The 24,715-nt window shown below is 60.4% G+C and carries 21 protein-coding genes and 4 tRNA genes; 7 read left to right on the plus strand and 18 right to left on the minus strand.

Annotated features, from left to right (window positions below; translation table 11 throughout):
* Window positions 1-31 precede the first annotated feature (31 nt).
* Complete coding sequence (locus KVG88_RS23065) at window positions 32-397, minus strand: SPOR domain-containing protein (protein WP_217872848.1); 366 nt, start codon at window positions 395-397, stop codon at window positions 32-34.
* A gap of 250 nt (window positions 398-647) precedes the next feature.
* On the opposite strand from KVG88_RS23065, the gene csrA reads away from it, so the two are divergent.
* Window positions 648-842 (plus strand): carbon storage regulator CsrA, encoded by a 195-nt coding sequence (gene csrA / locus KVG88_RS23070; RefSeq protein ID WP_007938114.1) that lies wholly within the window; start codon window positions 648-650, stop codon window positions 840-842.
* A gap of 115 nt (window positions 843-957) precedes the next feature.
* Here the strand turns inward: csrA and KVG88_RS23075 are convergent, their stop codons facing one another.
* Together KVG88_RS23075 and KVG88_RS23080 are read right to left on the minus strand one after the other, a co-directional pair.
* Window positions 958-1,413 (minus strand): DUF2214 family protein, encoded by a 456-nt coding sequence (locus KVG88_RS23075; RefSeq protein ID WP_150705177.1) that lies wholly within the window; start codon window positions 1,411-1,413, stop codon window positions 958-960.
* Between the two features lie 195 nt (window positions 1,414-1,608).
* Window positions 1,609-1,803, minus strand: a complete 195-nt coding sequence (locus KVG88_RS23080; RefSeq protein WP_217872849.1) for a hypothetical protein — start codon at window positions 1,801-1,803, stop codon at window positions 1,609-1,611.
* A gap of 842 nt (window positions 1,804-2,645) precedes the next feature.
* Here KVG88_RS23080 and KVG88_RS23085 point away from each other — a divergent pair.
* Window positions 2,646-2,840, plus strand: a complete 195-nt coding sequence (locus KVG88_RS23085; protein WP_217872850.1) for a hypothetical protein — start codon at window positions 2,646-2,648, stop codon at window positions 2,838-2,840.
* Window positions 2,841-3,040: 200 nt separating this feature from the next.
* Here the strand turns inward: KVG88_RS23085 and KVG88_RS23090 are convergent.
* Window positions 3,041-3,117, minus strand: a tRNA-Val gene (locus KVG88_RS23090).
* 183 nt (window positions 3,118-3,300) lie between these two features.
* Here KVG88_RS23090 and KVG88_RS23095 point away from each other — a divergent pair.
* Window positions 3,301-4,584 carry an NAD(P)/FAD-dependent oxidoreductase gene (locus tag KVG88_RS23095; protein ID WP_217872851.1) on the plus strand — a complete coding sequence of 428 codons (1,284 nt, stop codon included), beginning with the start codon at window positions 3,301-3,303 and terminating at the stop codon, window positions 4,582-4,584.
* A gap of 89 nt (window positions 4,585-4,673) precedes the next feature.
* Here the strand turns inward: KVG88_RS23095 and KVG88_RS23100 are convergent, their stop codons facing one another.
* The 5 genes from KVG88_RS23100 to KVG88_RS23120 all read right to left on the minus strand — a co-directional run bounded on the left by KVG88_RS23100 (window position 4,674) and on the right by KVG88_RS23120 (window position 11,368).
* Complete coding sequence (locus KVG88_RS23100) at window positions 4,674-5,645, minus strand: XdhC family protein (protein WP_217872852.1); 972 nt, start codon at window positions 5,643-5,645, stop codon at window positions 4,674-4,676.
* A 1-nt stretch (window position 5,646) separates the two neighbouring features.
* On the minus strand, window positions 5,647-6,885 hold the full coding sequence (locus KVG88_RS23105; RefSeq protein ID WP_217872853.1) for a c-type cytochrome: 1,239 nt from the start codon (window positions 6,883-6,885) through the stop codon (window positions 5,647-5,649).
* 2 nt (window positions 6,886-6,887) lie between these two features.
* Window positions 6,888-7,427, minus strand: coding sequence for a (2Fe-2S)-binding protein (locus tag KVG88_RS23110; protein ID WP_150705499.1), 540 nt, complete (start codon window positions 7,425-7,427; stop codon window positions 6,888-6,890).
* Window positions 7,420-10,251, minus strand: a complete 2,832-nt coding sequence (locus tag KVG88_RS23115; protein ID WP_217872854.1) for a xanthine dehydrogenase family protein molybdopterin-binding subunit — start codon at window positions 10,249-10,251, stop codon at window positions 7,420-7,422. The genes KVG88_RS23110 and KVG88_RS23115 overlap by 8 nt, the downstream gene beginning before the upstream one ends.
* 175 nt (window positions 10,252-10,426) lie before the next feature.
* Window positions 10,427-11,368: a LysR family transcriptional regulator gene (locus KVG88_RS23120; protein WP_150705501.1), complete on the minus strand. Its 942-nt coding sequence runs from the start codon at window positions 11,366-11,368 to the stop codon at window positions 10,427-10,429.
* 124 nt (window positions 11,369-11,492) lie between these two features.
* Here KVG88_RS23120 and KVG88_RS23125 point away from each other — a divergent pair, with 124 nt between their 5' ends.
* From KVG88_RS23125 to aldA, 4 genes are read left to right on the plus strand one after another with little or no spacing between them, the layout of a single operon-like run.
* Entirely contained in the window at window positions 11,493-12,788 is a 1,296-nt protein-coding gene (locus KVG88_RS23125; RefSeq protein ID WP_150705502.1) for an MFS transporter, read from the plus strand.
* A 33-nt stretch (window positions 12,789-12,821) separates the two neighbouring features.
* The gene (rhmD, locus tag KVG88_RS23130) at window positions 12,822-14,006 is read left to right on the plus strand and encodes an L-rhamnonate dehydratase (RefSeq protein WP_056853692.1); all 1,185 of its coding nucleotides are present in this window, start codon (window positions 12,822-12,824) and stop codon (window positions 14,004-14,006) included.
* Window positions 14,007-14,020: 14 nt separating this feature from the next.
* A complete protein-coding gene (locus KVG88_RS23135; RefSeq protein ID WP_217872855.1) occupies window positions 14,021-14,821 on the plus strand; it encodes an aldolase/citrate lyase family protein in 801 nt (266 codons plus the stop codon).
* Window positions 14,822-14,840: 19 nt separating this feature from the next.
* Window positions 14,841-16,274, plus strand: a complete 1,434-nt coding sequence (gene aldA / locus KVG88_RS23140) for an aldehyde dehydrogenase (protein ID WP_150705504.1) — start codon at window positions 14,841-14,843, stop codon at window positions 16,272-16,274.
* Window positions 16,275-16,454: 180 nt separating this feature from the next.
* Here aldA and KVG88_RS23145 read toward each other — a convergent pair whose 3' ends face one another.
* The 9 genes from KVG88_RS23145 to purF all read right to left on the minus strand — a co-directional run bounded on the left by KVG88_RS23145 (window position 16,455) and on the right by purF (window position 24,709).
* Entirely contained in the window at window positions 16,455-18,878 is a 2,424-nt protein-coding gene (locus tag KVG88_RS23145) for a TonB-dependent receptor (protein ID WP_217872856.1), read from the minus strand.
* 66 nt (window positions 18,879-18,944) lie between these two features.
* Window positions 18,945-19,889: a FecR domain-containing protein gene (locus KVG88_RS23150; protein WP_217872857.1), complete on the minus strand. Its 945-nt coding sequence runs from the start codon at window positions 19,887-19,889 to the stop codon at window positions 18,945-18,947.
* On the minus strand, window positions 19,886-20,395 hold the full coding sequence (locus KVG88_RS23155) for a sigma-70 family RNA polymerase sigma factor (RefSeq protein WP_150701212.1): 510 nt from the start codon (window positions 20,393-20,395) through the stop codon (window positions 19,886-19,888). The genes KVG88_RS23150 and KVG88_RS23155 overlap by 4 nt, the downstream gene beginning before the upstream one ends.
* Window positions 20,396-20,641: 246 nt before the next feature.
* A tRNA-Asp gene (locus tag KVG88_RS23160) sits at window positions 20,642-20,718 on the minus strand.
* A gap of 94 nt (window positions 20,719-20,812) precedes the next feature.
* Window positions 20,813-20,889: transfer RNA gene (locus KVG88_RS23165), tRNA-Asp, on the minus strand.
* A 53-nt stretch (window positions 20,890-20,942) separates the two neighbouring features.
* A tRNA-Val gene (locus KVG88_RS23170) sits at window positions 20,943-21,018 on the minus strand.
* A gap of 129 nt (window positions 21,019-21,147) precedes the next feature.
* A complete protein-coding gene (locus KVG88_RS23175; RefSeq protein WP_150701211.1) occupies window positions 21,148-21,921 on the minus strand; it encodes an SDR family oxidoreductase in 774 nt (257 codons plus the stop codon).
* Window positions 21,918-23,129 carry an O-succinylhomoserine sulfhydrylase gene (locus KVG88_RS23180; RefSeq protein WP_217872858.1) on the minus strand — a complete coding sequence of 404 codons (1,212 nt, stop codon included), beginning with the start codon at window positions 23,127-23,129 and terminating at the stop codon, window positions 21,918-21,920. The genes KVG88_RS23175 and KVG88_RS23180 overlap by 4 nt, the downstream gene beginning before the upstream one ends.
* Window positions 23,130-23,203: 74 nt before the next feature.
* Window positions 23,204-24,709 (minus strand): amidophosphoribosyltransferase, encoded by a 1,506-nt coding sequence (gene purF, locus KVG88_RS23185; RefSeq protein ID WP_034150926.1) that lies wholly within the window; start codon window positions 24,707-24,709, stop codon window positions 23,204-23,206.
* Window positions 24,710-24,715 lie beyond the last annotated feature (6 nt).

Here is a 24,715-nt window from a genome sequence, read left to right on the forward strand (position 1 = left end):
GTTTCTTGCCGCTGACTTTGTTGTAGCGGCGTTACTGAACTGCCGGGCGTTCGAGAACCAGCACTTCAATGTTCTGCTTCTTCGCCTTGACCAGCGCGGCGTTCACTTGCGCCTGCTTGGCATCGGCTTCAGCCTTCGAGCTGTAAGGCCCCATCAGAATCCGGGTCTTGCCATTTTCGCGGATGACGTTGGACATGAAGCTGTGCTCGATCAGCCAGCCGCTGAGGTCGCTGACCGCTTGCGGCGTCTCGCCTCGCACTTCCAGATCCCACTGTGGCCCAGACACCTGCGTCGGGGCGGCCGCCGCTGTCACCTGCGGCTTTGGCGCATCGACCTGCTTGCCTTCACCGCATCCCGCCAGCGCCAATACTGCAATCACCAAGACCATTTTGCGCACTGCGTTTCCCTCTGAATGCTGAAAGCACGGATTTTAACACTCATGAATACTTCTCGAGTGCCGCAAAATGGGCTCAAAACAACGAGAATGATGGTTGCGGCCTCTGTATAGTTACACCTTGGGAATTAATGCTGCATCTGCGCGTCAGAAAGAGGCACCCAAACCGTGAGACTTCGCACTAATCTATACATACCACCGACCTCTGCACTGTCCGAATCAGGTGCCCCAGAAAGCAATCAAGGAGAAGACCATGCTGATACTCACCCGCAAAGTCGGTGAAAGCATAAACATTGGTGACGACATTACGATCACCATCCTCGGCGTAAGCGGCCAACAAGTCAGAATTGGCATCAACGCCCCGAAAGACGTTGCGGTGCATCGCGAAGAGATTTATCAGCGCATTCAGGCTGGCCTGACCGCTCCGGACAAACCGCAGACTCCCTGAATCCTGCTGCAGTCAGTAGCCAGCCCGTTCACTCCCCGGAACGACGGCTGGCTAAAGATTCTCGCACCGCACCGCCGTTCGCTCACCCGTCTCTACACTTCTTGAAGTGCACTCGCTATCCAAACGTCACGCCACGCGCCATGCCAGTGGCCGCGATGACCATCAGCAGCATCAACAACCCTTCAACATGACTGATGCGTGCAAACAGCTTCGCTCGCCCTGTGTCGATAGCCGTGCCGCGTGCGAGCGCTATCCGCCATTTGATCAGCGTCACCATGGGCGCCACTTCCAGTAGCAGAATCAGCACAAACAGCGTCATCTTCAAATGGAACAACGGCTGTTGCAGGTAGTAATCCGTACCCTTTTCAAATCCGCCAAACGCTCGCATCCCGCCGGTTACCAACAAAATGAGCGCCGAAATCCCCCAAAGGTTATCCGCGATCAACACGCTACGAACTTCGCCCGTGCCAGCCGCCAAACGTCGAAAGTTAGTACCGCGCACCAATACCGCCCAGAACCCCAGCACAACCACTAGAAGATGAACTGCCGCAAGAAACCAGTGAATCAGCATCGAGAAACTCCTGTCAGGACGAGTTGAATCAACCTGTCAGTAGTAGCCCATCAATCAATGGATTGCACTCGCAAAGAGAAAACTGAAAATAGTCGGCGGCATCGATCGCCTGGCGAACGGCGAAGTCGAACTGATTGCCTGAATCAGACTGTAAACACCAAATACGAAGAGCCCAGCGCAATGGCTGGGCTCTGGTCACTTTCTGTTTTCCATCATTTTATCGGCGAGGGCCTTTGCCCTTTCGATCAACAGATTCTGCCTGTCGTCGTGCGTAGCTCCACCGACAACAGGTGCCGTCAGATTGCTCTCGGCAATCAACGCAGCGCAAAAATATTGATCCCAGACAGCCTTGTTTACCGATGACTGCTCGTTCGCTTGGTCGGAGATCATAGACGACTCCTTTAGATCAGGTGCAGTGCCGACTCAGGCTTGAGCACTGCTTTACAGGATCCATCTCAGAAGTACATGCGTGGCAATCCAGGGCGAGGCTTCAACCACAGTCCATTGAAGCAGAAGGCAAATGGACAAATAAGCCGCAAAAAACCGCATCATCGTTCGCCTCCCCATCCATCATCTCCTGCCTCATGACCCAGAACAGTCGCCTGAGCCAACTGTTCTGGTTGGATTTGGCTCAGCGGGGATAGTTCAACCTTCAGTGAAAATGATTTGCATTCGGCGTGCAGGCACGCTCGCTGAGACGTGTTGCTGATCTTGCTGCTGATCTGGCCACTGATCAAAAAGCCCTGACTCAACCTTCTGCCCCTTCACTGAGTGGGCAGCGGGATGACAACTGAACCACCCCGATGCGGACGTTAGCCAAAAGCCGCTGCAGCCAAGAAGGGTAAGCGATGCTGGCCTGGGGTTTTCACAGATCAGACTTGGTGGAGGGATAGTAGGATCAGAGCGAGTTAGTCGTCTCTATCGTCATCACGATCGCGATTGCGCTCATACCCGTGATCATCGTAGCGACGATCATGTCTGCGGTAGTGCTCTCGATCATCGTCATGCCCTCGGTCGTAGCCACGATCATGATCATAACCTCGATCACGACCGTACCTATCTCCGTCGTGCCAGTGAGGCCCGCAACCTGCCAGCAGGAGAGAGCCTGAAATGGCCATGAACATTATTACTACACGCTTCATTTGAACGTCCTAAAAGCTAAAGTCCGCGATAAGACCGTGAGTCGGTTCAATGATTCACTGGTGAGTTACATCAAACCCTAGGGATCAGCCATGCATATGCAGCCATTGCTGCAACAACGCCGGGACGCCCTCGGCGTGCTGTCGATTCGCACCCAGGCCGCTCGTGAAGACTTCGCCGAAGCCGAACGCACAGTCATCGAAGCGGCCAGGGTCATGAGCATGGAAACCAAACGCGCCCGGCTCATCGCCTGCGAGAACAACATCCTGTTCCAGGGGCCTTCGTGAAGCGCATTACCAACCAGGTGCATCAGCGCCGGCGACAGACATGGCTGGATCTACCGGTCCACGGAGTTCACTCTGGAGGTAGGCGCCGATTGGCGTTCTGAGGTGGGACGTTCTGCAAAAGTTTTGCAAATCGCAGACGACAAAAAAGGGCTCACCTTTCGGTGAGCCCCTCTAGACCGCCCAGCAGAGCGGATTTTGTTTGGTAGGCGCGATTGGACTCGAACCAACGACCCCCACCATGTCAAGGTGGTGCTCTAACCAACTGAGCTACGTGCCTGCTGTGAGGCGGCATTCTACGGAATTCCGGAGGGGTGTCAACACCTTTTTTCGCGCTAACCCTATGAATATGCAAAATATTTAATTTTGCTGCTGCGAAGAAGATTTTCCGGTGGCTGGCGGTGGTTTTTTAACTCGGGTAGGATCGATGCACTCGTAAAATATATTAAACAGAGGCTGCAGGATGGCGAACACCCCCTACCCAGAGTCCTACTACGCCGCATCAGCCAATGCGGTTCCGCCGCGTCCGGCGTTGCAGGATGAGGTTGAGACTGATGTCTGTGTAATCGGCGCCGGTTACACGGGTCTGTCCTCTGCCCTGTTTTTGCTGGAGAACGGTTTCAACGTTACGGTGCTGGAAGCTGCCAAAGTCGGTTTTGGCGCGTCCGGGCGCAACGGTGGCCAGATCGTTAACAGTTACAGCCGCGATATCGACGTGATCGAGCGCAGTGTCGGCCCCAAGCAAGCGCAGTTGCTGGGGCAGATGGCGTTCGAGGGTGGGCGGATCATTCGTGAGCGAGTCGCCAAGTACAACATTGAGTGCGAATTGAAGGACGGTGGCGTGTTCGCCGCCCTCACCGCCAAACAGATGGGTCACCTCGAGTCCCAGAAGCGCCTGTGGGAACGTTTCGGCCATACGCAGTTGGAGCTGCTGGATCAGCGGCGTATTCGCGAGGTGGTGGCTTGTGATCAGTATGTCGGCGGCATGCTCGACATGAGCGGTGGCCACATTCATCCGCTGAACCTGGCGCTGGGTGAAGCCGCAGCGGTTGAGTCGTTGGGCGGCATCATCTATGAGCAGTCACCCGCGGTGCGCATCGAGCGCGGTGCGAGTCCGGTGGTGCACACGCCGCAGGGCAAGGTCCGGGCAAAGTTTATTATCGTGGCGGGCAATGCGTATCTGGGCAATCTGGTGCCCGAGCTGGCCGCCAAGTCGATGCCTTGCGGCACCCAGGTGATCACCACCGAGCCTTTGGGCGACGAGTTGGCGAAATGCCTGCTGCCTCAGGATTATTGCGTGGAAGACTGCAACTACTTGCTCGACTACTACCGTCTGACGGGCGACAAACGCCTGATCTTCGGTGGTGGCGTGGTGTATGGCGCGCGGGATCCGGCGAACATCGAAGCAATCATTCGACCGAAGATGCTCAAGGCTTTCCCGCAGCTCAAGGATGTGAAGATCGATTACGCCTGGACCGGTAATTTCCTGCTGACGTTGTCGCGTCTGCCGCAAGTCGGACGACTGGGCGATAACATCTACTACTCCCAGGGATGCAGTGGCCACGGCGTGACTTACACGCATCTGGCGGGCAAGGTCCTGGCTGAAGCGTTGCGCGGCCAAGCCGAGCGTTTCGATGCGTTTGCCGACCTGCCCCACTACCCGTTCCCCGGCGGCCAGTTGCTGCGCACGCCGTTTGCGGCGTTGGGTGCGTGGTATTACGGGTTGCGGGATAAGTTTGGGTACTGACCGATAAAACAAAAGATCGCAGCCTTCGGCAGCGCCTACAGAAATGCGCAATCCGTGTAGGAGCTGCCGAAGGCTGCGATCTTTTGATCTTAAAGTCGATCCCGTGGGATACCGCTGCGGATCCGCAGAATGTCCGCCAGCACCGCCAAGGCAATCTCCGCCGGTGTCTTGCTGCCCAGGTTCAGACCGATCGGCGCATGAATCCGCGCCAGTTCGGCATCGCCCAAACCACCGATACGGCGCAAGCGCTCGAAGCGCTTTTGCGAGGTCTGCATGGAGCCCATCACGCCGATGTAGAACGCTTCGGTGCGCACTGCTTCCATCATCGCCAGATCGTCGATGCGCGGGTCGTGGGTCAGCGCCACCACGGCCGTGTCGCTGTGGCAGCCGCCATCGGCGATGAACACCGACGGCAGTTGGCGACGAATCTCCACGTTGTCGAGCACGACGCCTTCCAGCACATCGTCCCGTGGATCGCAAAGAATCACCTCGAACCCAAGGCCCACGGCAAACTCCGCGCAGGCTTGCGCCACGCTGGAATATCCAGCCAACAACAAACGCTGAGCGGCACCGATGCGCAGCCGCACCCGGTCGATTTCGCGCTCGACGCGCACACCCTGCTCGCGGTCATCGAGCAGACTGCGCGCACCGCTGACCAGATCGACTTCACGGATCAACCGACGTCGGCCCAACAGCGCCGACTCCAGCGCTCGCAAATGCGCCTGCACGTCGCAAACCGATTCAAGCTTCTCCACCAGCACATCGAGCACGCCACCACAGGGCAGGCTGACGCGCGAGCGCGGGTCGTCGCCTTCGCCGTAACGCACAACGCTGACGGATTCCTCAAACGCGCCTTCGGCGACGCGCTCAAGAAAATCTTCTTCGACACAGCCGCCCGACAGCGAACCGATCCACTGGCCATCGGCGTTCACCGCCAACAACGAACCCGGCGCGCGAGGGGCCGAGCCGTAGGTAGCGAGGACCGTGCACAGCCAGACACGCTGGCCAGCCAAGGACCACTCCAACGCCCGTCGCACTACTTGCAGATCCAGATGCTGCATATCAGTGGACCTTGTGCTCAAGCGGCGGCGCATCTGCGCGCAGCTTCTGCACTTCGCTCACCGCCAGGTCACCCGGCAGACCGCCCCAACCCTGACGCAGGTAATTCACCAGGTCGGTGAGCTGTGCGTCGCTGAGTTTCTCGACGAAACCCGGCATTGGCTGCATGTGCTCGAACCCGGAGAATTTCTGCTCACCGATCCCGTCGTCAATCACCCGTACGAGGTTGCGCGGATCTTCCAGACGCAGCGTCGTGTTACCGCGCATGGCCACGGCGATGTGCGGTTTGCCTTCGCCACCCACTGCGTGGCAACCGGCGCAGACGTTCAGATAATCCTGACGACCGCGTTGGGCACTGGCGCTGAGCTTGTCCAACGGCACGTCAGAAAGCACTTTGGCTGCGGGCGGCTGATCGCCGAGCAGGAAGGTCGCCATGGCGGCCAGGTCCGGATCGGTGAGGCCTTGGGTGCTGTTGTGGAATACCGGGAACATCTCGTTGAACATCGTGCCCTGGGCGCTCATGCCGTGCTTGAGGAACGAGCTCAGGTCCTGATGATTCCAGCCGCGAGCCGCCAGGTCAGTGGCCAGCAGGCTTGGCGCCAGATAGCCATTGAGGATGCCGCCGGTCATGCGCTTGTCCATCTGCATCGCGCCAGGCAGGCCGCGTGGCGTGTGGCATTCGCCGCAGTGGCCGAGCACGTCGACCATGTACTGGCCGCGCTTCCAGGCTTCACTCTTGCCTTCGGCGGACTCCAGCTTCACGTCTTTGCCGTACATCATGTTCCAGCCGATCAGGCCCGGACGCACGTTGAACGGAAAAGTCAGGCTGGTGACCGGCGCGGGGCGTTCGATGGGCGCGACGGTTTTCAGGTACGCGTGAATCGCATCGGAGTCCGCGCGCGGCATCAGGTGATACGAGGTGTAGGGCATCGCCGGGTACAGGTTCGCGCCATCACGACGCTTGCCGGCGGTCAACGCCGCGAAGAATTCGTCATCGTTGTACAAACCAATGCCGTGCTCTTTGCTCGGGGTGATGTTGGTGCCATAGATCGTGCCGAACGGCGAGACGATCGGCAGACCGCCCGCGTACGGCGCGCCACCCGGTGCGGTGTGGCAGGCCATGCAGTCAGCGGCGCGGGCGAGGTATTCGCCTTGCTTGACCTGCGCATCATCGGCATGAGCCGCCAACACAGGCGCAGCCAGGCCGACCGTCAATGCCAGACGGCTAAGTAGTTGCTTCATGCTTAACCCTCCTTGACCAGGCCGAGATCGGTCAGCACGTTGCGCGTGGCGCTGTAGTAGCGCACGTACCCGGTGCAACGGCAGATGTGATGACCGAGGCTGTCCTCGATGACTTTTTCCAGCTGGCTTTTGACGATGGGCTGGCGTTGCAGCTTCTCGACCAGCACCGTCGCGGCGTTGACGAAACCCGGTGCGCAGTAGCTGCACTGGAAGGCGAATTCGTCGACGAAACGCTGCTGGATCGGGTTCAGTTCGGTGACCTTGCCCTGCTCATCGCGGGTCGCGTGGCCTTCGATGGTCCGTACTTTCTTGCCTTCGAAGTAGTGCGCGCCGGTGATGCAGGTGCGCACTTCTTCGCTGGTGCCGTCCGGGTTATCAACGATCACCACGCAGGCGTGGCAGATGCCCTGGCCGCAGCCCAGGCGCGAACCGGTGAGGTTCTTGTATTCGTGCAGGTAGTCGATCATCGGCAGGTCATCAGGGATCTCCACCGGGCCGACGGATTGACCGTTGAGGGTCAGTTGAAGCGGACGGTTAGCCATTGAGGGCCTCCTTGATGCGTGCAGAAGTGATAGGCAGGTCGCGAACACGTTTACCGATGGCGTGAGCCACGGCGTTGCCGATGGCGCCGACCACCGGGATCATCACCACTTCGGCGATGCCTTTGGACGGGTCACTCGGCGACAATGGCGGGAGGATTTCCGCAGTCTGTTTCCACACCGCAACGTGACGCGCCATCGGCAAACGGTAACGGTTGAAGTTCCAGTCACCCTCCCCCGGCCCACCTTCGTACAACGGCATTTCTTCCATCAGCGCATGGCCGATGCCCATGGCGATGCCACCTTCGAGCTGGCCCTTGACCAGTTCCGGCACCAGCACCCGACCGCACTCGACCCACGAATGGTGGTTGAGCACCGACACTTCGTTCGAACCTTTGTTGACCTTCACTTCCACCAGCGTCGCGACCGGGCTGTAGTAAGTCACCGCCGCGTTGTTCAACTGGGTCGCCGGGTAGGCGATGTTCTGTCGGTCCAGCAGATGGAAACCGGCGCTGTTCATCTGCGCTTTCTTGGCGCTCGGAGCACCGTCGCCGTACTTCACGGCCAAGCCATCGAGTGGCAAACGCTCACGCACGCCGTCGATGCTGTACTCGGCCTCGGCCCAGCTCCAGCGGTTGAAACCGTGCACGGTCGCGCCAGTCACAAGGCCGCGCTCATGGGCACGCTTGGCCAGCACGGCGAAAGGCAATGGCTCCATGCCGTTGGCGGTGAGCTTGCCGTCGACCCAATGGGCGTCTTCACGGCGCACCACGTAAGGGTTGGCCTGGCCGCCAAAAGGACCTTGTCGCCAGATTTCCAGCGCCGCTGGCCACAAGCCGTGGTTGAACAACACGCGCGCCGCTTCACGGGTGGCATGGCTGAAGTAGTAAGCCGAGTTGGTCGCGGAGGAGGCCGAAGCGACCTTGCCGACCCAACGCGGATTACGCAGGAAGTTGTCCTGCTCGGCCTGGCTCATGATGTACGGGTTGCCGCCGCTGATCAGCTGCAACTCTTTCCATTCGGTTTCGCCGGTCTTCACTTCGTGCGCAGGGCTACCGAGGAAATCGGCCACCACCATCGCTTGGGATGTGGACATGCCGGTGCCGATTTCGATACCAATGTGGCGCAGATTGATGCGGCCTTCGGCGGTGAACTCGATGCTGGCCATCGGCGCTTCGGAACCGGTGCCGAAGTCTTTCTGGCAGATGGCGAAACCGATGCCGTACCAGTTATCCGGGTCGGCGGCTTCGCGTTGTTGCTTGATCGCGTTGCGGTTTTTCCAGGTGTCGTGAACGGCCGCTTTGTCGAGAATCTCGTGCAGGCGCAAGGCACCGGCAGGCACCGCGCCCTGGGTGTTTTTCATGCCCGAACGCAGCGCGTTTTTGCGGCGCAGGTCGATGGCATCGACACCGAGGCGATCGGCGATTTCGTCGACCATCATCTCGGTGGACGCCATGCTTTGCAGGGTGCCGTAGCCACGCATCGACCCGGCTTCAACGGCGCGGGAGTGATAAGCCGTCACCTGCAAATCGTTCTGCGGCATGTAGTAGATCGACTGCGCCGCCGTGGCGCCAACCGCCGCCACGGACGGGCTGTAGTTGACCCGGCCGCCACCGTCGACGCTCATCTCGGCGCGGAAAATCTTGAAGCTGTAATCGGTCTTGTCCACCGCCAGTTGGTAGCGGATATCGAACGGGTGACGCTTGATGCCGCTCTGGAACTGCTCGTAGCGGTCGTTGGCCAAACGCACCGGCACACCGGCGCCATACAACGCTGCAAGGGCGGCGTAGTAGACGAAAATGTTGTGGTCTTTCGAGCCGTAGCCGACGGTGTAGCCCGGGTGCATGTTCAGGTTGGCCAGGCCAAAACGCGACGGCGCGATCATCTTCGCAGTCTCGGTCGCGGTTTCCAGTGGGCACTGTGTCGCCACCACGAAATGCAGGGTCTTGGTCGCCGGGTCGTACCAGCCGTTACCGTTGTCCGGCTCCATCGCGGCGGGTTCGATCGACGGCGTCTTGTAGCGCTCATCGAACACCAGCCAGTTGTCCGGCGGCGTGTCGATCTGCTGCTTCATGCGCTCGGCGTAGAACAGGCCGCGCTCGGTCAGGTTGCCGTGCAGGTTGGGCTGGGAGTTCCACACCGGACGACGGTTTTTCAGCATCGGGAACAGGATCGAATCCTTGAGGCTGGCAAACTCGTCTTCGTCTGCCGAGGTCGCACCGCCGACGCGCACGTAGCGGAAGCTGCCGTAAGGATCACCTTCGTAGAACGGCACTTTCTCGCCGTAGCGGATCGCCTTGTCGTTGAACTTGAGTTGAGCCTTGGCTTTGCGGAAACGTTCGAAGTCATTCCAGATCAGGATCGCCACCGGGTGGCCGATGAACATCGGCACCTTGCCGGCTGGCAGCAGCGGATCAGGCGCGTGCTCTTCAGGGAACACGATACCGTCCTTGACCAGGTCTTCGGCCGTGACGATGCGGTCCGGCTGCAGCTCGGCGCCAAGCCAGGCCAGGTCGATGCCTGCGAAGAGGTGATCGGCCTTGATGGTTTTCAGCAGCATGGCGTGGCCTTGCTGTTGCGGCCAGCCCGGCATGTCCTTGGCGCGGATGTCGCGGGCAAACACCTTGCTGCCGCAGACCTTGGACAAGGCATCGTTACGGGCGCGCGCCTTGCCGTTGTTGCCGAGCCATTGCTCGGATGGCACGGTCACGCTGTTTTCCATCAAGGCGGCCAGCGCCTGGCTGCTCAATGGCGTGAGCGTTACGCTCACACCCGCTACCAGCCCGCCCTGAAGGAACGAGCGCCGGGATATATCACGGTTGGACATGGATCATCCTCTGGGCGGTTATGGGGTCCGCCCTTCTGGTTATGTACTGGGAATCTCGAGTCTTGCAGAAGCCCCTTTTGACGATGCAAGGGGCTGTGTTGACAGTGCAAAGCTGACCGAAAGGTTAACTTTAAAGGTTTATGCGCTCGCGGAAAACAAAAAACTGACCAGGAAATCAAAAAACCGCGGCTTTTCGACGCAGCAGATCGATGAACAATCCCAGCTCGCGACTTATGTGCTCACCCTTGCGCAACAACAGCCCGAACGGCGCCAGTTGCACATCCAGTTCCACCGGAAGCGCCACCACCAGCCCCATTTTAAGGTAGTCGCGCAATGCGGTTTCCGACAGGACCATGATCGCGTCGGTCAGTTGAATCAGCTGCTGCATCGAATACACCGAGCTGCATTCGATGATGTCCGCCGGCAGCGGCAAGGCCAGGCGCTGCAAGGCTTGATCGAGACCGATGCGCGCCGGGCTGGTTTCCGGTTGCAGGATCCACGGCCAGCCGTTGACCAGTTCCGCCATTTCCAGCTTCTTGCGCCGCGCCAGCGGATGACCGGCGTGCACCACCACCAGCAAGCGTTCGTTGCCCAGTTGCTCGAAGACGTAATGCTCGCTGTCGGTGGCGGCATTGCGCCGGGCGATGGCGAGGTCGATGCGGCCCTGCTCCAACAACTGGATCACCTGGTCGCTGGTGTCACCCATGATGCGAATTCGCAGTTGCGGATTAAGCGACTTGATCTCGGCAATCGAATCCATCACCAGATCCGGCGCCGCGCCCATGATGGTACCGATCGACAGGTAGCCATAACCGCCCTGCTGGCGCGCCATCAGGTCCTCGGCACAACGGTCGAGACCACTGAGGGCCGACTCGGCAAAACGAATCAACTCCTGGCCCAGCGCCGTCGGGCGCATGCCGCGCGGCAAACGTTCGAACAGGTCGCAGCCAAACATGTCTTCAATCTCATGGAGCATGCGGGTGGCGGCCGGTTGTGACATGTTCAGGCTTTGCGAAGCACGGTGCAGGTTCTGGCTGGTGCTGAGTGTCACCAGCATGTGCAGATGCTTGTAGCGCAAGCGATTGAGCAAGCTACGAGAGATGGTCGGCGTGGTCATGGCGGGCCTTTTTATCGATACCCTGAAGGTATCAGTTGTGAGCTAGATTCGATTTGTAACGCATCGCTCAGCGGCCGTACAGTCTTCCCCATAAGAACAAATGCCCTACCAAAGGAAAACTGCGATGAAGACTCTACCTGCGCCTCTGCTCGCCAAAATTTCCTGGCGGCTGCTGCCGTTTCTACTTCTGATGTACATCATGGCCTTCCTCGACCGCGCCAACGTCGGGTTCGCCAAGCAAGCCTTCCAAGCCGACACCAATATCAGCGATGCCGCCTTCGCCTTCGGCGCCGGGGTGTTCTTCGTCGGTTACGCGCTGCTCGAAGTCCCTAGCAACCTGATCCTGCACCGCGTCGGCGCCCGTCTGTGGATGTGCCGGATCATGGTCACCTGGGGCCTCGTCTCGGCGGCCATGGTCTTCGCCCACAACGAAACCACCTTCTACGTCCTGCGCTTCTTGCTTGGCGTGGCCGAAGCCGGTTTCTTCCCCGGCGTCATCCTCTACCTCACCTACTGGTTCCCCAGCGCCGTACGCGGCAAAGCCATGGGTTTTTTCTATTTCGGTGCGCCGCTGGCGTTCATCTTCGGCAGTCCGCTGTCTGGCCTGCTGCTGGAAATGGATGGCTTTGCCGGCTTCCACGGCTGGCAGTGGCTGTTCGCCGTTGAAGGTTTGATGGCGACCGCGGTGGGCATCTGGGCCTATTGGTACCTGGACAATCGCCCGGCCGATGCCAAGTGGCTGACCGTCGAGGAACGCCAGCAAGTGCAGAGCCTGCTCGATCAGGAAGACAGCCATAAACAGAACCACGGCCGCAGCCTGCTGAACGTGATTTGCCAACCTTCGGTGCTGTACCTGTGCCTGATTTACCTGCTGATCCAGGCCAGCGTCTATGGCGTGGTGTTCTACCTGCCGACCCAGGTTGGCGGACTGCTCGGCACCAAGGTCGGCCTGATGGTCGGACTGGTCACCGCGATTCCATGGATTTGCGCCTTGATCGCCGCCTACCTGATCCCCGGCTACAGCGACCGCACCGGCGAACGCCGCCGCACCGCGTGCCTGACGCTGCTCATGGCCGCTGCCGGGATCGCCTGCTCGGTGACCTTCAGCAACCCGCTGCTGGGAATCATCGCCCTGTGCTTCGCCGCCTCCGGGTTCATCGCCGTGCAACCGGTGTTCTGGACCTTCCCCTCCAGCTACCTCGCCGGCAGCGCCGCTGCAGCCGGGATCGCCCTGATCAACTCGTTCGGCGCCCTCGGCGGCTTCATCGCGCCGGTGCTGAAGAACTGGGCCGAAGGTGCCTTCCATTCACCGGCAGCCGGCTTGTACGTGCTGTCCGCTACCACCGTCATCGCCGCGTTGCTGGTGCTGGGCGTACGCGCCCCCGGCCATAAAGCCTCGAACAAACCGGCCACCGTTTAAACCTGATTGCCGTTTAACAAAAGGAATCACACCATGGGCATTCCAACCATCAAACACGTCCGCGCTTTCACTCTGCGAGGCGGCGGCGCGGATTATCACGACCAGGCCGACGGCCACTGGATCGACGACCACATCGCCACACCGATGAGCAAATACCCGGAGTACCGCCAGAGTCGCCGCACCTTCGGCATCAACGTGCTCGGCACGCTGGTGGTAGAGATTGAAGCCAGCGATGGCACGGTCGGTTTTGCCGTGACCACCGGCGGTGAACCTGCCGCCTACATCGTCGAGAAACATCTGGCGCGCTTCCTTGAAGGTGCCCGCGTCACCGACATCGAAAAGATCTGGGATCAGATGTACCAATCGACCCTGTATTACGGGCGCAAGGGTATCGTGATCAACACGATCTCCGGCGTTGACCTGGCGCTGTGGGACTTGCTCGGCAAGATCCGCCAGGAACCGGTGCACCAACTGCTCGGCGGTGCGGTGCGCGACGAATTGCAGTTCTACGCCACCGGCGCCCGTCCGGACCTGGCGCAGAAAATGGGTTTCATCGGCGGCAAGATGCCGCTGCACCACGGCCCCGCCGAAGGCGAAGAAGGCCTGCGCAAGAACCTCGAAGAACTGGCGACCATGCGCGAACGCGTCGGCCCGGACTTCTGGTTGATGCTCGATTGCTGGATGAGCCTGGACCTCAACTACGCCACCAAACTGGCGGTCGGTGCCCACGAACATGGCTTGAAATGGATCGAAGAGGCCCTGCCGCCGGATGATTACTGGGGCTACGCGGCCCTGCGCAACAACGTGCCAAAAGGCATGTTGGTGACTACCGGCGAACACGAAGCCACGCGCTGGGGTTTCCGCATGCTGCTGGAAATGGGTTGCTGCGACATCATCCAGCCGGATGTCGGCTGGTGCGGCGGCCTCACCGAACTGGTGAAGATCTCGGCCCTGGCCGATGCCCACAACGCGCTGGTCATTCCCCACGGCTCGTCGGTGTACAGCTATCACTTTGTCGCCACCCGGCATAACAGCCCGTTCGCCGAATTCCTGATGATGGCGCCGAAAGCCGACGAAGTGGTGCCGATGTTCCATCCGCAACTGCTCGGCGAACCGGTGCCGGTCAATGGCCGCATGCGCCTGTCCGAGCTGGACCAGCCAGGCTTCGGCGTGACGCTCAACCCGGAATGCCAACTGCATCGGCCGTACAGCCGCTGAGACAGGAGCTCGACATGAACATGCCGCACAACGCTTTCAAAGCCGCACTGAAAAAACCGGCGACCCAATATGGCATCTGGGCCGGGTTCGCCACCGGCTACGCCGCCGAAATCGTCGCCACCACCGGTTACGACTGGATGCTGATCGACGGTGAACACGCACCGAACACCGTGCCCGGCGTACTCGCGCAGTTGCAGGCCGTGGCGCCCTACTCCACCGCGCCAGTCGTGCGCGCGGTAAATGGCGACGCCAACCTGATCAAGCAACTGCTGGATATCGGCGCGCAGACGCTGATGATCCCGATGGTTGAAACCGCCGAACAGGCCCAGGCGCTGGTGCGTGCCATGCGCTACCCGCCCCACGGCATTCGCGGTGTCGGTGGCGGCCTGACCCGCGCCACGCGCTGGGACGGTGTGCCCGATTACCTGAATACCGCCCATGAACAATTGTGTCTGATCGTGCAGGTGGAATCGCGCATCGGCGTGGAAAACGTCGAAGCGATTGCCGCCGTCGAAGGCGTCGATGCGGTGTTTATCGGCCCAGCGGATTTGTCGATTGGCCTGGGCCATGCCGGTAATCCTGGTCATCCGGAAGTTCAGGAGCGGATTCATCACGCCGTGAACGCCACGCTCGCAGCGGGCAAGGCCTGCGGAATTCTCTCCCCCAACGAAGAAGATGCCCGTCGCTACCAGAGCTGGGGTTGCCAGTTCATCGCCGTGGCCATCGACATCAGCCTGCTGCGCCAGAGCGCCATGGCCACCCTCGCTCGCTACCGCGAACCGGCCAGCACACCAGCGCCGTCACGCACTTATTGATCTGCCAAGGAGTCGTCCCATGCCGTCCGTGCCTGTTTACGAAAACTTCATCAACGGCCAGTTCGTGGCCAGTGCTGCGCACCTCGATGTGATCAACCCGGCCACCGGTGCCGTGTTGTCGAAAGTCCCGGCCTCGACCGCCGACGACGTCGAACGCGCGCTCTCTGCTGCCCGAGCGGCGCAGAAGGATTGGGCGCGCAAGCCGGCGAATGATCGCGCCGGCTACTTGCGCCGCATCGCCGCCAAGCTGCGGGAAAACGCGCCACACCTGGCGCGCACCATTACGCTGGAACAAGGCAAGATCAGCGGCCTGGCCGAAGTCGAAGTCAACTTCACCGCCGACTACCTCGACTACATGGCCGAATGGGCGCGGCGCATCGAAGGCGAAATCATCACCAGCGACCGCCAGAACGAAAACATCTTCCTGTTCCGCAAACCGTTGGGCGTGGTGGCCGGGATCCTGCCGTGGAATTTCCCGTTTTTCCTGATCGCCCGCAAGATGGCCCCGGCGCTGTTGACCGGCAACACCATCGTCATCAAGCCCAGCGAAGAGACGCCGAACAACTGCTTCGAATTCGCCCGATTGGTGGCTGAAACCGATCTGCCGCCCGGCGTGTTCAACGTGGTCTGCGGTGACGGCCAGGTTGGCGCGGCACTGAGCGCGCACCAAGGCGTGGACATGATCAGCTTCACCGGCAGCGTCGCCACCGGTTCGCGAATCATGGCTGCCGCCGCACCGAACATCACCAAGCTCAATCTGGAGTTGGGCGGCAAGGCGCCAGCGATAGTGCTGGCCGATGCCGACCTCGATCTCGCCGTCAAAGCCATCCGCGATTCGCGCATCATCAACAGTGGCCAGGTGTGCAACTGCGCCGAGCGGGTGTACGTCGAGCGCAAGGTCGCGGATCAATTTATCGAACGCATTGCGGCGGCCATGAGCGCGACCCGTTATGGCGACCCGATTGCCCAACCTGACGTCGAGATGGGACCACTGATCAACCGCCAGGGGCTGGACAGCGTCAATCGTAAAGTCCGCACGGCGTTGAGCCAGGGCGCAAGCCTGATCAGTGGCGGGCAAATCGCTGACCTGCCGAACGGTTTCCACTTTCAGCCCACGGTGCTTGCCGGTTGCCGCGCCGACATGGAGATCATGCGCGAAGAGATTTTCGGCCCGGTGCTGCCGATCCAGATCATCGACGATCTCGACGAAGCCATCGCCCTGGCCAACGACTGCGACTATGGCCTGACCTCATCAATCTACACTCGCGACCTGAACAAAACCCTGCACGCCATGCGCGAGCTGGATTTTGGTGAAACCTACGTCAACCGCGAGAACTTCGAAGCGATGCAAGGCTTCCATGCCGGCGTGCGTAAATCGGGAATTGGCGGTGCGGATGGCAAGCATGGATTGTATGAGTACACCCATACGCATGCGGTGTATCTCCAAGGCTGATCAAATAGGCACGTACCACCCGTAGCAGCTGTCGAGCCCCAGCGAGGCTGCGTTCGGCTGCGAAGCAGTCGCCAAAACCATTCAACGCGGGTTCATCTGGAAGCCCGAGGTGTCCGGTTTGCGACTGCTGCGCAGCCGAACGCAGCCTCGCTGGGGCTCGACAGCTGCTACAGAGGATGATCAAAAATCCACTGTCGCCGAAAGCAGGTAAGTCCGCGGCGTCGACAGCGTCAGCCCTGGCTCGCTGTCATCCGAAGCGCCCGCCGAACTCCAGTAGCGCTTGTCCGCCACGTTCTCGACGTTGGCCCGCACGGTGACGGTCTTTTCGTCGACCCTGAAGGCATAGCGTGCGCCCACGTCGAAACGTTCCCACGAATCGATGTCCTTGTTGTTGGACTGATCCAGATACTGCGAGCTGGAATAAATGCCACGGCTGGTCAGGGTCAAGCCTTGCACCGTCGGCACATCCCACTCGGCGCCCAGATTGACGTTGTATTTCGGCGTAGCAGGCGCGCGGTTGCCGTCGAACGTGCCATTGGTGGTGTCGGTCAATTCGCTGTCGATGTACATCACACCACCCAGCAGTCGAAACCCTTTGAGCGGTTCGCCGAAGACGCTCAACTCCACCCCTTCGTTCTTGCGCTTGCCGTTCGGGCCAAAGACCCGCGTCGTGGCGTTGGTCTCGTAGGCTGGCTGCTTGATGCGGAACACGGCGGCAGTGACGGCAAATGCACCAGCGTCATACTTGGCACCGACTTCAACCTGTCGGCTGATGAATGGCGGAAAGATTTCGTCCTCGTTCACCGAAGTCGACGGCGCGATTTTCCCCTGACTCAAACCTTCCATGTAGTTGGCGTACAGCGACAACTTATCGGTCGCCTTGAACAGGATGCCGCCCGATGGCGAGAACTTTTCCTCGTCATAGGTGGTGTCGCCCTTGATGTCATCGGACCAGTCGTCGACCTGGACCCGCTGCCAGCGACCACCGAGGGTCAGCAACAAACGGTCGTCAAAGAAGCCCAGGGTGTCGGACAACGCCACGCTGCTGAAGCGGTTTTCGGTGTAGACCTCTGGATCGAAACGCGTCGGCCGGACAGGCGTAGGTGTTTCCCTTGGGTTATAGAGATTGCTGGGCGCCGCAGCATAACGGGCGCCACCATTTTCGAAGTCCATGTAGAAATAGCTGGCAGCCAGATTGACCTGATGGCTCACCGGGCCGGTATGGAACCAGTTGCGCACGCCCGCCGTGGCCGTGCGGACATTTTCATCACGGGTGAAGTCACGCGGCTGCACGCTGAAGTCGCCAGCGTCATTGGTGACGGCCACGGCATGCCGAAGAAAGTCATGATTACTTTTGCGCGCCCCCACGCCGCCGTACAGCATGACCGAATCGCTGACATCGAATTCGCCATTGACCGTGCCGAACGTGTCCGTGGTCCGGGCCTGGCTCCAAGGTTGCGCATAGTTGTGGCGGACGTCGTTTGCGCTTGGCACCTTCGCATTGGCGTTAACCTGCACGCGCTCCTGCGGGGCGTCGGTATCGCGCTCGGTGTGGCCGATGTCGGTCGAAAGCCGCAGGCGCTCACCGCGAAAATCCAGGCCCAGCACGGCCATCTCACGGTCGACACTCTGGTGATCCCATTCGGTATCACCGGACTGTTTCACGCCGTTGAATCGAATGCCGAACATGTCGCCCTCACCAAAACGCCGGCCGACGTCAATGGCACCGCCGAGCTGATTATTGGACGCGTAGCTGCCAGTGAACGAGGTGATCGGCTGATCGGTCGCACGCTTGGGCACCACGTTGATGCCGCCGCCGACGCTGCCTCGCGGCGAAATGCCGTTGATCAACTGGCTCGGGCCTTTGAGGATGTCGACGCGATCGGCCATTTCCATATCGATCGTATAAGTCGGCAAGACGCCGTACAGGCCGTTGTAGGAAACATCGCTGTTGAACAGGCTGAGCCCGCGAATGGTGAATTGCTCGTAACGCCCGCCCGCCGGATTGGTGGCGCGCACCGAAGGATCGCTGGCGACCAAGTCGCCCAAAGTACGGGCCTGCTGGTTTTTCACCGTTTCACTGGTGTAAGTCGTCATGCTGAACGGCGTTTCCATGAAATCTTGCGAGCCCAGCAAACCTTGCGAGCCACGGCGCGCGACCTGGCCACCGGCATACGGATCGCCATGTTCGGTATCGACTGCACCGAGAATCGAAGTCGCGCCCAGTTGCAGGCTGGCGCCACTTGGCGCCGGCATCAGGATGTAGGCCTGTTCGCCCACCGGCTGCAATTGCAGGCCGGAGTTTTGCAGCAGCCGGGCAAAGCCCTCTTCCACGCCGAAATCACCGGACAACCCGGCACTGCTGCGACCGCTGACCAGTGCCGGATCCACTGACAAGTTAACCCCGGCCAAGCCTGCGAACCGTGTCAACGCATCGCTCAGGCTGCCGGCAGGCACCTGGTAGCTGCGACGGGTGGCGTCTTCGGCCCAGCTGTTGGTGATGAAAAACGGACTGGCGCTGAGGCTCAGCATCAGGCTCAGGCGCAACAACGGGCGCAGACCGGACGACGCCGGGTGTGGACAGCAAGGCTTTACTGCGGACATTGAAAAAGCTCTCTTGTGCGTTCAGTTGCCTTGAATGACAAGCGAGTCGAAAAAAGGGGACAAACTTCAGACAACTTTTTTACGCGGCAGCAACGTTACCCAATAGCGGGTGCGCATTTGCACCTCCAACGGCAGGCTGGCGGCCAGCAAGGCGAGAATGCGATCGGTATCGTCCAGGCGGAAACTGCCGGTGACGCGCAGCGCTTCAAGCTCCGGCTCCCAGCGCAAAACACCTGGTCGATAGGTGTCGAGTTCACGCAGGAAATCCCCCAGCGGCTGGTTATTTGCCATCAGCACGCCTTCGCGCCAACCGGGCTGCAGTACATCAAATGCCTGAACCTCACCGGCGCCTGCCGCTTGCAGATTGATCTGCTGCCCCGCGCGCAACGTCAGTGCGACACCCTGCAAGGGTTGCAACTGCACGGCGCCGTTAAATACCGATACCCGGCAACCAACGGCATCCTGGCGCACGCAGACTTCGCTCTGGCTGACCATCACTTGGCCGAAGCGGGTCTGGATGGTCAGTGGCGAGTTGCCCGACACCTTCAGCGACATTTCGCCCTCCACCAGCTTCACGCGACGGTTCGGCAAATCGACATCAACGGCGCTGGCGGTATTCAGTTGCAGGGAGCTGCCATCCGCCAGTTGCACCTGCTTGCGCTCGCCTGTGGCGGTGTGCAAATCGGCACGCCAAACGTCCAGCGGCAATTGCCGGCTGATCAGCCAGGCTGCGGGGACCAACGCAACAGCACCCAATGCACGCTTGAGCACCACGCGCCGACCGGGATCAGGGCGATCGAGACTGCTCAGGGCCAACGCTGAGGGCAGATCGGCAAAGCGCTGGCGCAAGGCCTGAGCCTTCTGCCAGGCGTGTTCGTGACTGGCCGAGGTGTCGCGCCATCGTTGCAGGTTCGCGCGATCCTGCTCGGTGGCACCGCCGGACTCCAGCAACGCCAGCCATTGCGCGGCCGCTCGCACTACCTGACGGGCGTCGGGCGCGGCGCTGTTCACAGTTCCACCAACAGGCAATGCTCGTAGGCTTGCGCCATGTAGCGTTTGATCGTGCGTTCGGAGACCGACAGGCGCTCGGCGATTTGCTGATAGCTCAAGCCTTCGAGCTGACTCCAGAGAAACGCCCGCCGTACCGCCCTCGGCAGTCCGTCGAGCAGCTCATCCAGTGCTTGCAGGGTTTCCAACAGCAGCCAGCGCTGTTCCGGGGATGGCACGCACTCCTCCGGCAACGCTGCCAGCGCACTCAGGTAGGCCTGTTCCAGACTGCGGCGTTTGTAGAAGTTGCTCAGCAGGCGTTTGCCCACTGTCAGCAAATAGGCACGGGGCTCTTGCAGATCCGCAATCCGTTGAGAGCTGGCAAGCAAACGCAGAAACGTATCCTGGCTCAGGTCCGCCGCATCGCACGCGTTGCCCATGCGCCGCCTCAACCAGCCTTCGAGCCAGCCACGGTGATCGCGGTACAGCTCGTGAAGGGTTTGCTCCTTCGGCATCGCTGCGTCACTCATCTCAAGAAGCCCTGTGCCAAGGAATCGTAAATGAGAGTGATTCTAATTAATGTTGTGACGGCGAACCAAGTGCTTTATGCAGCGGATGTGCAGAAAGATTGGGCGACAAGCGTGGATAGGGAGAAAAAAGCCAAATTTCAGACACAAAAAACCCCGGTCTTTCGACCAGGGTCTTTGCTATCGACGCGAAGTAAACCAGTGGTTTCTTCGTAGCATCAAGGCGTTCAGTGGGCCTTGTTGCAGATATGGCGCAGCGGACGGGACTCGAACCCGCGACCCCCGGCGTGACAGGCCGGTATTCTAACCGACTGAACTACCGCTGCGTATCGCTTTGGACTTTCATCCAAGTAACTCGTTTGACTGAAAGCTTCGGTGCTTTTCAATCGCGAACCAGACCAAAATCTGCTTCGTAAATAATGGCGCAGCGGACGGGACTCGAACCCGCGACCCCCGGCGTGACAGGCCGGTATTCTAACCGACTGAACTACCGCTGCGCGTCGGTGGAGGCATTTCAGCTTCCTTCTTGCTTTCGCAAGTTTCTCGGGAGTGGTGGGTGATGACGGGATCGAACCGCCGACATTCTGCTTGTAAGGCAGACGCTCTCCCAGCTGAGCTAATCACCCGTTTGCATCTCCGAGGCCGCGAAATTTACGCAGGTAGCGAACCTAAGTCAATAGCAGGATTGAAGTTTTTCTGAAAAAGACAAAATCGTTTCAATCCGGACAATGCCGCCAACAGTCAGACCGCTGGAGTTACTCGCTGTAAATCATCTTCTTGGTCATGCCACCGTCCACCACGAACTCCTGCCCTGTGACAAAACCGGCATTCTTCGATAGCAGCCAGGCCACCATCGCCGCCACGTCCTCGACCGTCCCTACCCTCCCCGCCGGATGCTGGGCATGATCGGCGTCGGTCAGCGGTTCGGCACGGCGTACCGAAGGGTCACGCGCATCGATCCAGCCGGGGCTGACGGCGTTGACCCGGATCTCCGGGCCAAGGCTGATGGCCAGCGCATGAGTCAGGGCCAGCAAGCCGCCCTTGCTCGCCGCGTAAGCCTCGGTATCGGGTTCGGATTGCCCGGCACGGGTCGAGGCCAGATTGACGACCGACCCATTGTGGGCGCGCAGATACGGCGCACAGTGCTTGGCCAACAGCATCGGCCCACTGAGATTCACCGCCAACACCCGATTCCAGTAGGCCAGATCGAGGCTTTCCAGAGTGATGTTATGCGGGTCGGCTACCGCCGCGTTACACACCAGTGCATCCAGTCTCCCGAACTGCCCCAGTACTTCAGCCACGCCGAGTGCTACCTGCCCTTCATTCGAGACGTCCATGGCGATGAACCAGGCATTGTCGCCGAGCACCTTCGCCACTTTCGAACCGCGTTCACGATCCAGATCCGTCAGCACCACCTGCCAGCCTTCGCTGATCAGCCAGGCCGCAATTCCCAGGCCAATGCCCCGCGCAGCGCCGGTCACCAGCGCTACACGGCCATTGGAGCCGCTTGGCGTAGACAGCTCGATCACAAGGCAGCCAACCCGCGCGCCAGGTCGGCTTGCAGGTCTGCTATGTCTTCCAGACCGACCGCAACGCGGATCAGGCTGTCACGAATGCCCGCGGCTTCACGCTCTTGTGGCGCCAGACGGCCGTGGGAGGTGGTGCTCGGGTGCGTGATGGTGGTTTTGCTGTCACCCAGGTTGGCGGTGATCGAAATCAGGCGAGTCGCATCGATAAAGCGCCAGGCGCCCTCTTTGCCACCCTTGACCTCGAAACTCACCACCGCGCCGAAACCTTTTTGCTGACGCAGCGCCAGTTCGTGCTGCGGGTGGCTCTTGAGGCCGGCGTAATGAACCTTCTCGATGCCGTCCTGCTGCTCCAGCCACTCGGCCAGTTGCTGAGCGTTGGCACAATGCGCCTTCATCCGCAGGTTCAGGGTTTCCAGGCCCTTGAGGAAGATCCACGCGTTGAACGGGCTAAGGGTCGGCCCGGCGGTACGGAGGAAACCCACCACTTCTTTCATCTGCTCGCTGCGACCGGCCACCACACCGCCCATGCAACGCCCCTGGCCGTCGATGAACTTGGTCGCCGAGTGCACGACGATGTCCGCGCCCATTTTCAGCGGCTGCTGCAACGCCGGCGTGCAGAAGCAGTTGTCGACCACCAGCATCGCATTTTTGGCGTGGGCGATTTTCGCCAGTTCGGCGATGTCGACCAGCTCGGCCAGCGGGTTGGAGGGCGACTCGACGAACAGCAATTTGGTGTTGGCCTTGATCGCCGCATCCCAACCGGACAAATCCGCCAGGGCTACGTAATCGACTTCGATGCCAAATCGCTTGAAGTACTTTTCGAACAGGCTGATTGTCGAACCGAAGACGCTGCGCGACACCAACACATGATCACCAGCGCTGCACAGGCTCATGACCACCGCCATGATTGCCGCCATGCCGGTGGCAGTGGCCACGGCTTGCTCGGCGCTTTCCAGAGCGGCAATGCGCTCTTCGAAGGCGCGCACGGTCGGGTTGGTGTAGCGCGAGTAAACGTTGCCCGGCACTTCCCCGGCAAAACGCGCGGCGGCGTCGGCAGCGGTGCGGAACACGTAGCTGGAAGTGAAGAACATCGGATCACCGTGTTCGCCTTCCGGCGTCCGGTGCTGACCGGCACGTACGGCCAGGGTGTCGAACGCTACGCCTTCGAGGTCGCTGTCCAACCGACCGGCATCCCAATCCTGACTCATGCTGTCACTCCTTTCCCTAATTCTCGTCAATTAAAAGCCAGATACAAAACCGGCCCCTCAGGGCCGGTAGAAACTCAGTTGTTGTACAGATCGATGATCGCGCTGACTGCCTGCGTCTTGACCTTGGAGGCATCGTTGCGTGCCTGCTCGATCTTGTTCAGGTAAGCCTCATCGACGTCGCCGGTGACGTACTGGCCGTCGAACACCGCGCAATCGAACTTGTCGATCTTGATCTTGCCGCCACCGACCGCTTCGATCAAGTCAGGCAAGTCCTGATAGATCAACCAGTCAGCGCCGATCAGGTCAGCCACGTCCTGGGTCGAACGGTTGTGGGCGATCAGTTCGTGGGCGCTCGGCATGTCGATGCCGTAGACGTTCGGGAAACGCACCGCTGGCGCTGCGGAGCAGAAGTAAACGTTCTTGGCGCCGGCTTCGCGAGCCATCTGGATGATCTGCTTGCACGTGGTGCCGCGAACGATGGAGTCGTCCACCAGCATCACGTTCTTGCCGCGGAATTCCAGCTCGATGGCGTTGAGCTTCTGGCGTACGGATTTTTTCCGCGCAGCCTGGCCCGGCATGATGAAGGTACGGCCGATGTAGCGGTTCTTCACGAAGCCTTCGCGGAATTTCACGCCCAGGTGGTTCGCCAGCTCCAGGGCCGCGGTGCGGCTGGTGTCCGGGATCGGGATGACCACGTCGATGTCATGCTCTGGACGTTCGCGCAGGATCTTCTCGGCGAGCTTCTCGCCCATGCGCAGACGGGCCTTGTACACCGAAACGCCGTCGATGATCGAGTCCGGACGCGCCAGGTAGACGTGTTCGAAGATGCACGGCGTCAGGGACGGGTTGGTCGCGCACTGACGGGTGTGCAGCTTGCCGTCTTCAGTGATGTAGACCGCTTCGCCCGGTGCCAGGTCGCGAATCAGGGTGAAACCGAGCACGTCGAGGGAAACGCTTTCGGAAGCGATCATGTACTCGACGCCTTCGTCGGTGTGACGCTGGCCGAACACGATCGGGCGGATGCCGTGCGGGTCGCGGAAACCGACGATGCCGTAGCCGGTCACCATCGCCACGACGGCGTAGCCGCCGACACAACGGTTGTGCACGTCAGTAACGGCAGCGAAAACGTCTTCTTCGGTTGGCTGCAACTTGCCGCGCTGGGCCAGCTCGTGAGCGAACACGTTGAGCAGCACTTCCGAATCGGAGCTGGTGTTGACGTGGCGCAGGTCAGATTCGTAAATTTCCTTGGCCAGTTGTTCAACGTTGGTCAGGTTACCGTTGTGCGCCAGGGTGATGCCGTAAGGCGAGTTGACGTAAAACGGTTGAGCTTCGGCCGAAGTCGAGCTACCTGCGGTCGGATAGCGTACATGGCCAATGCCCATGTGACCGACCAGGCGCTGCATGTGACGCTGATGGAACACGTCACGTACCAGGCCGTTGTCCTTGCGCAGGAATAACCGGCCATCATGGCTGGTCACGATACCGGCAGCGTCCTGGCCGCGGTGCTGGAGGACGGTTAGCGCGTCATACAGCGCCTGATTGACGTTCGACTTACCGACGATACCGACGATGCCACACATGCGACG

The sequence above is a fragment of the Pseudomonas azerbaijanoccidentalis genome (genome assembly GCF_019145495.1).
In the GTDB taxonomy this organism is placed as follows: Bacteria; Pseudomonadota; Gammaproteobacteria; order Pseudomonadales; family Pseudomonadaceae; genus Aquipseudomonas; species Aquipseudomonas azerbaijanoccidentalis.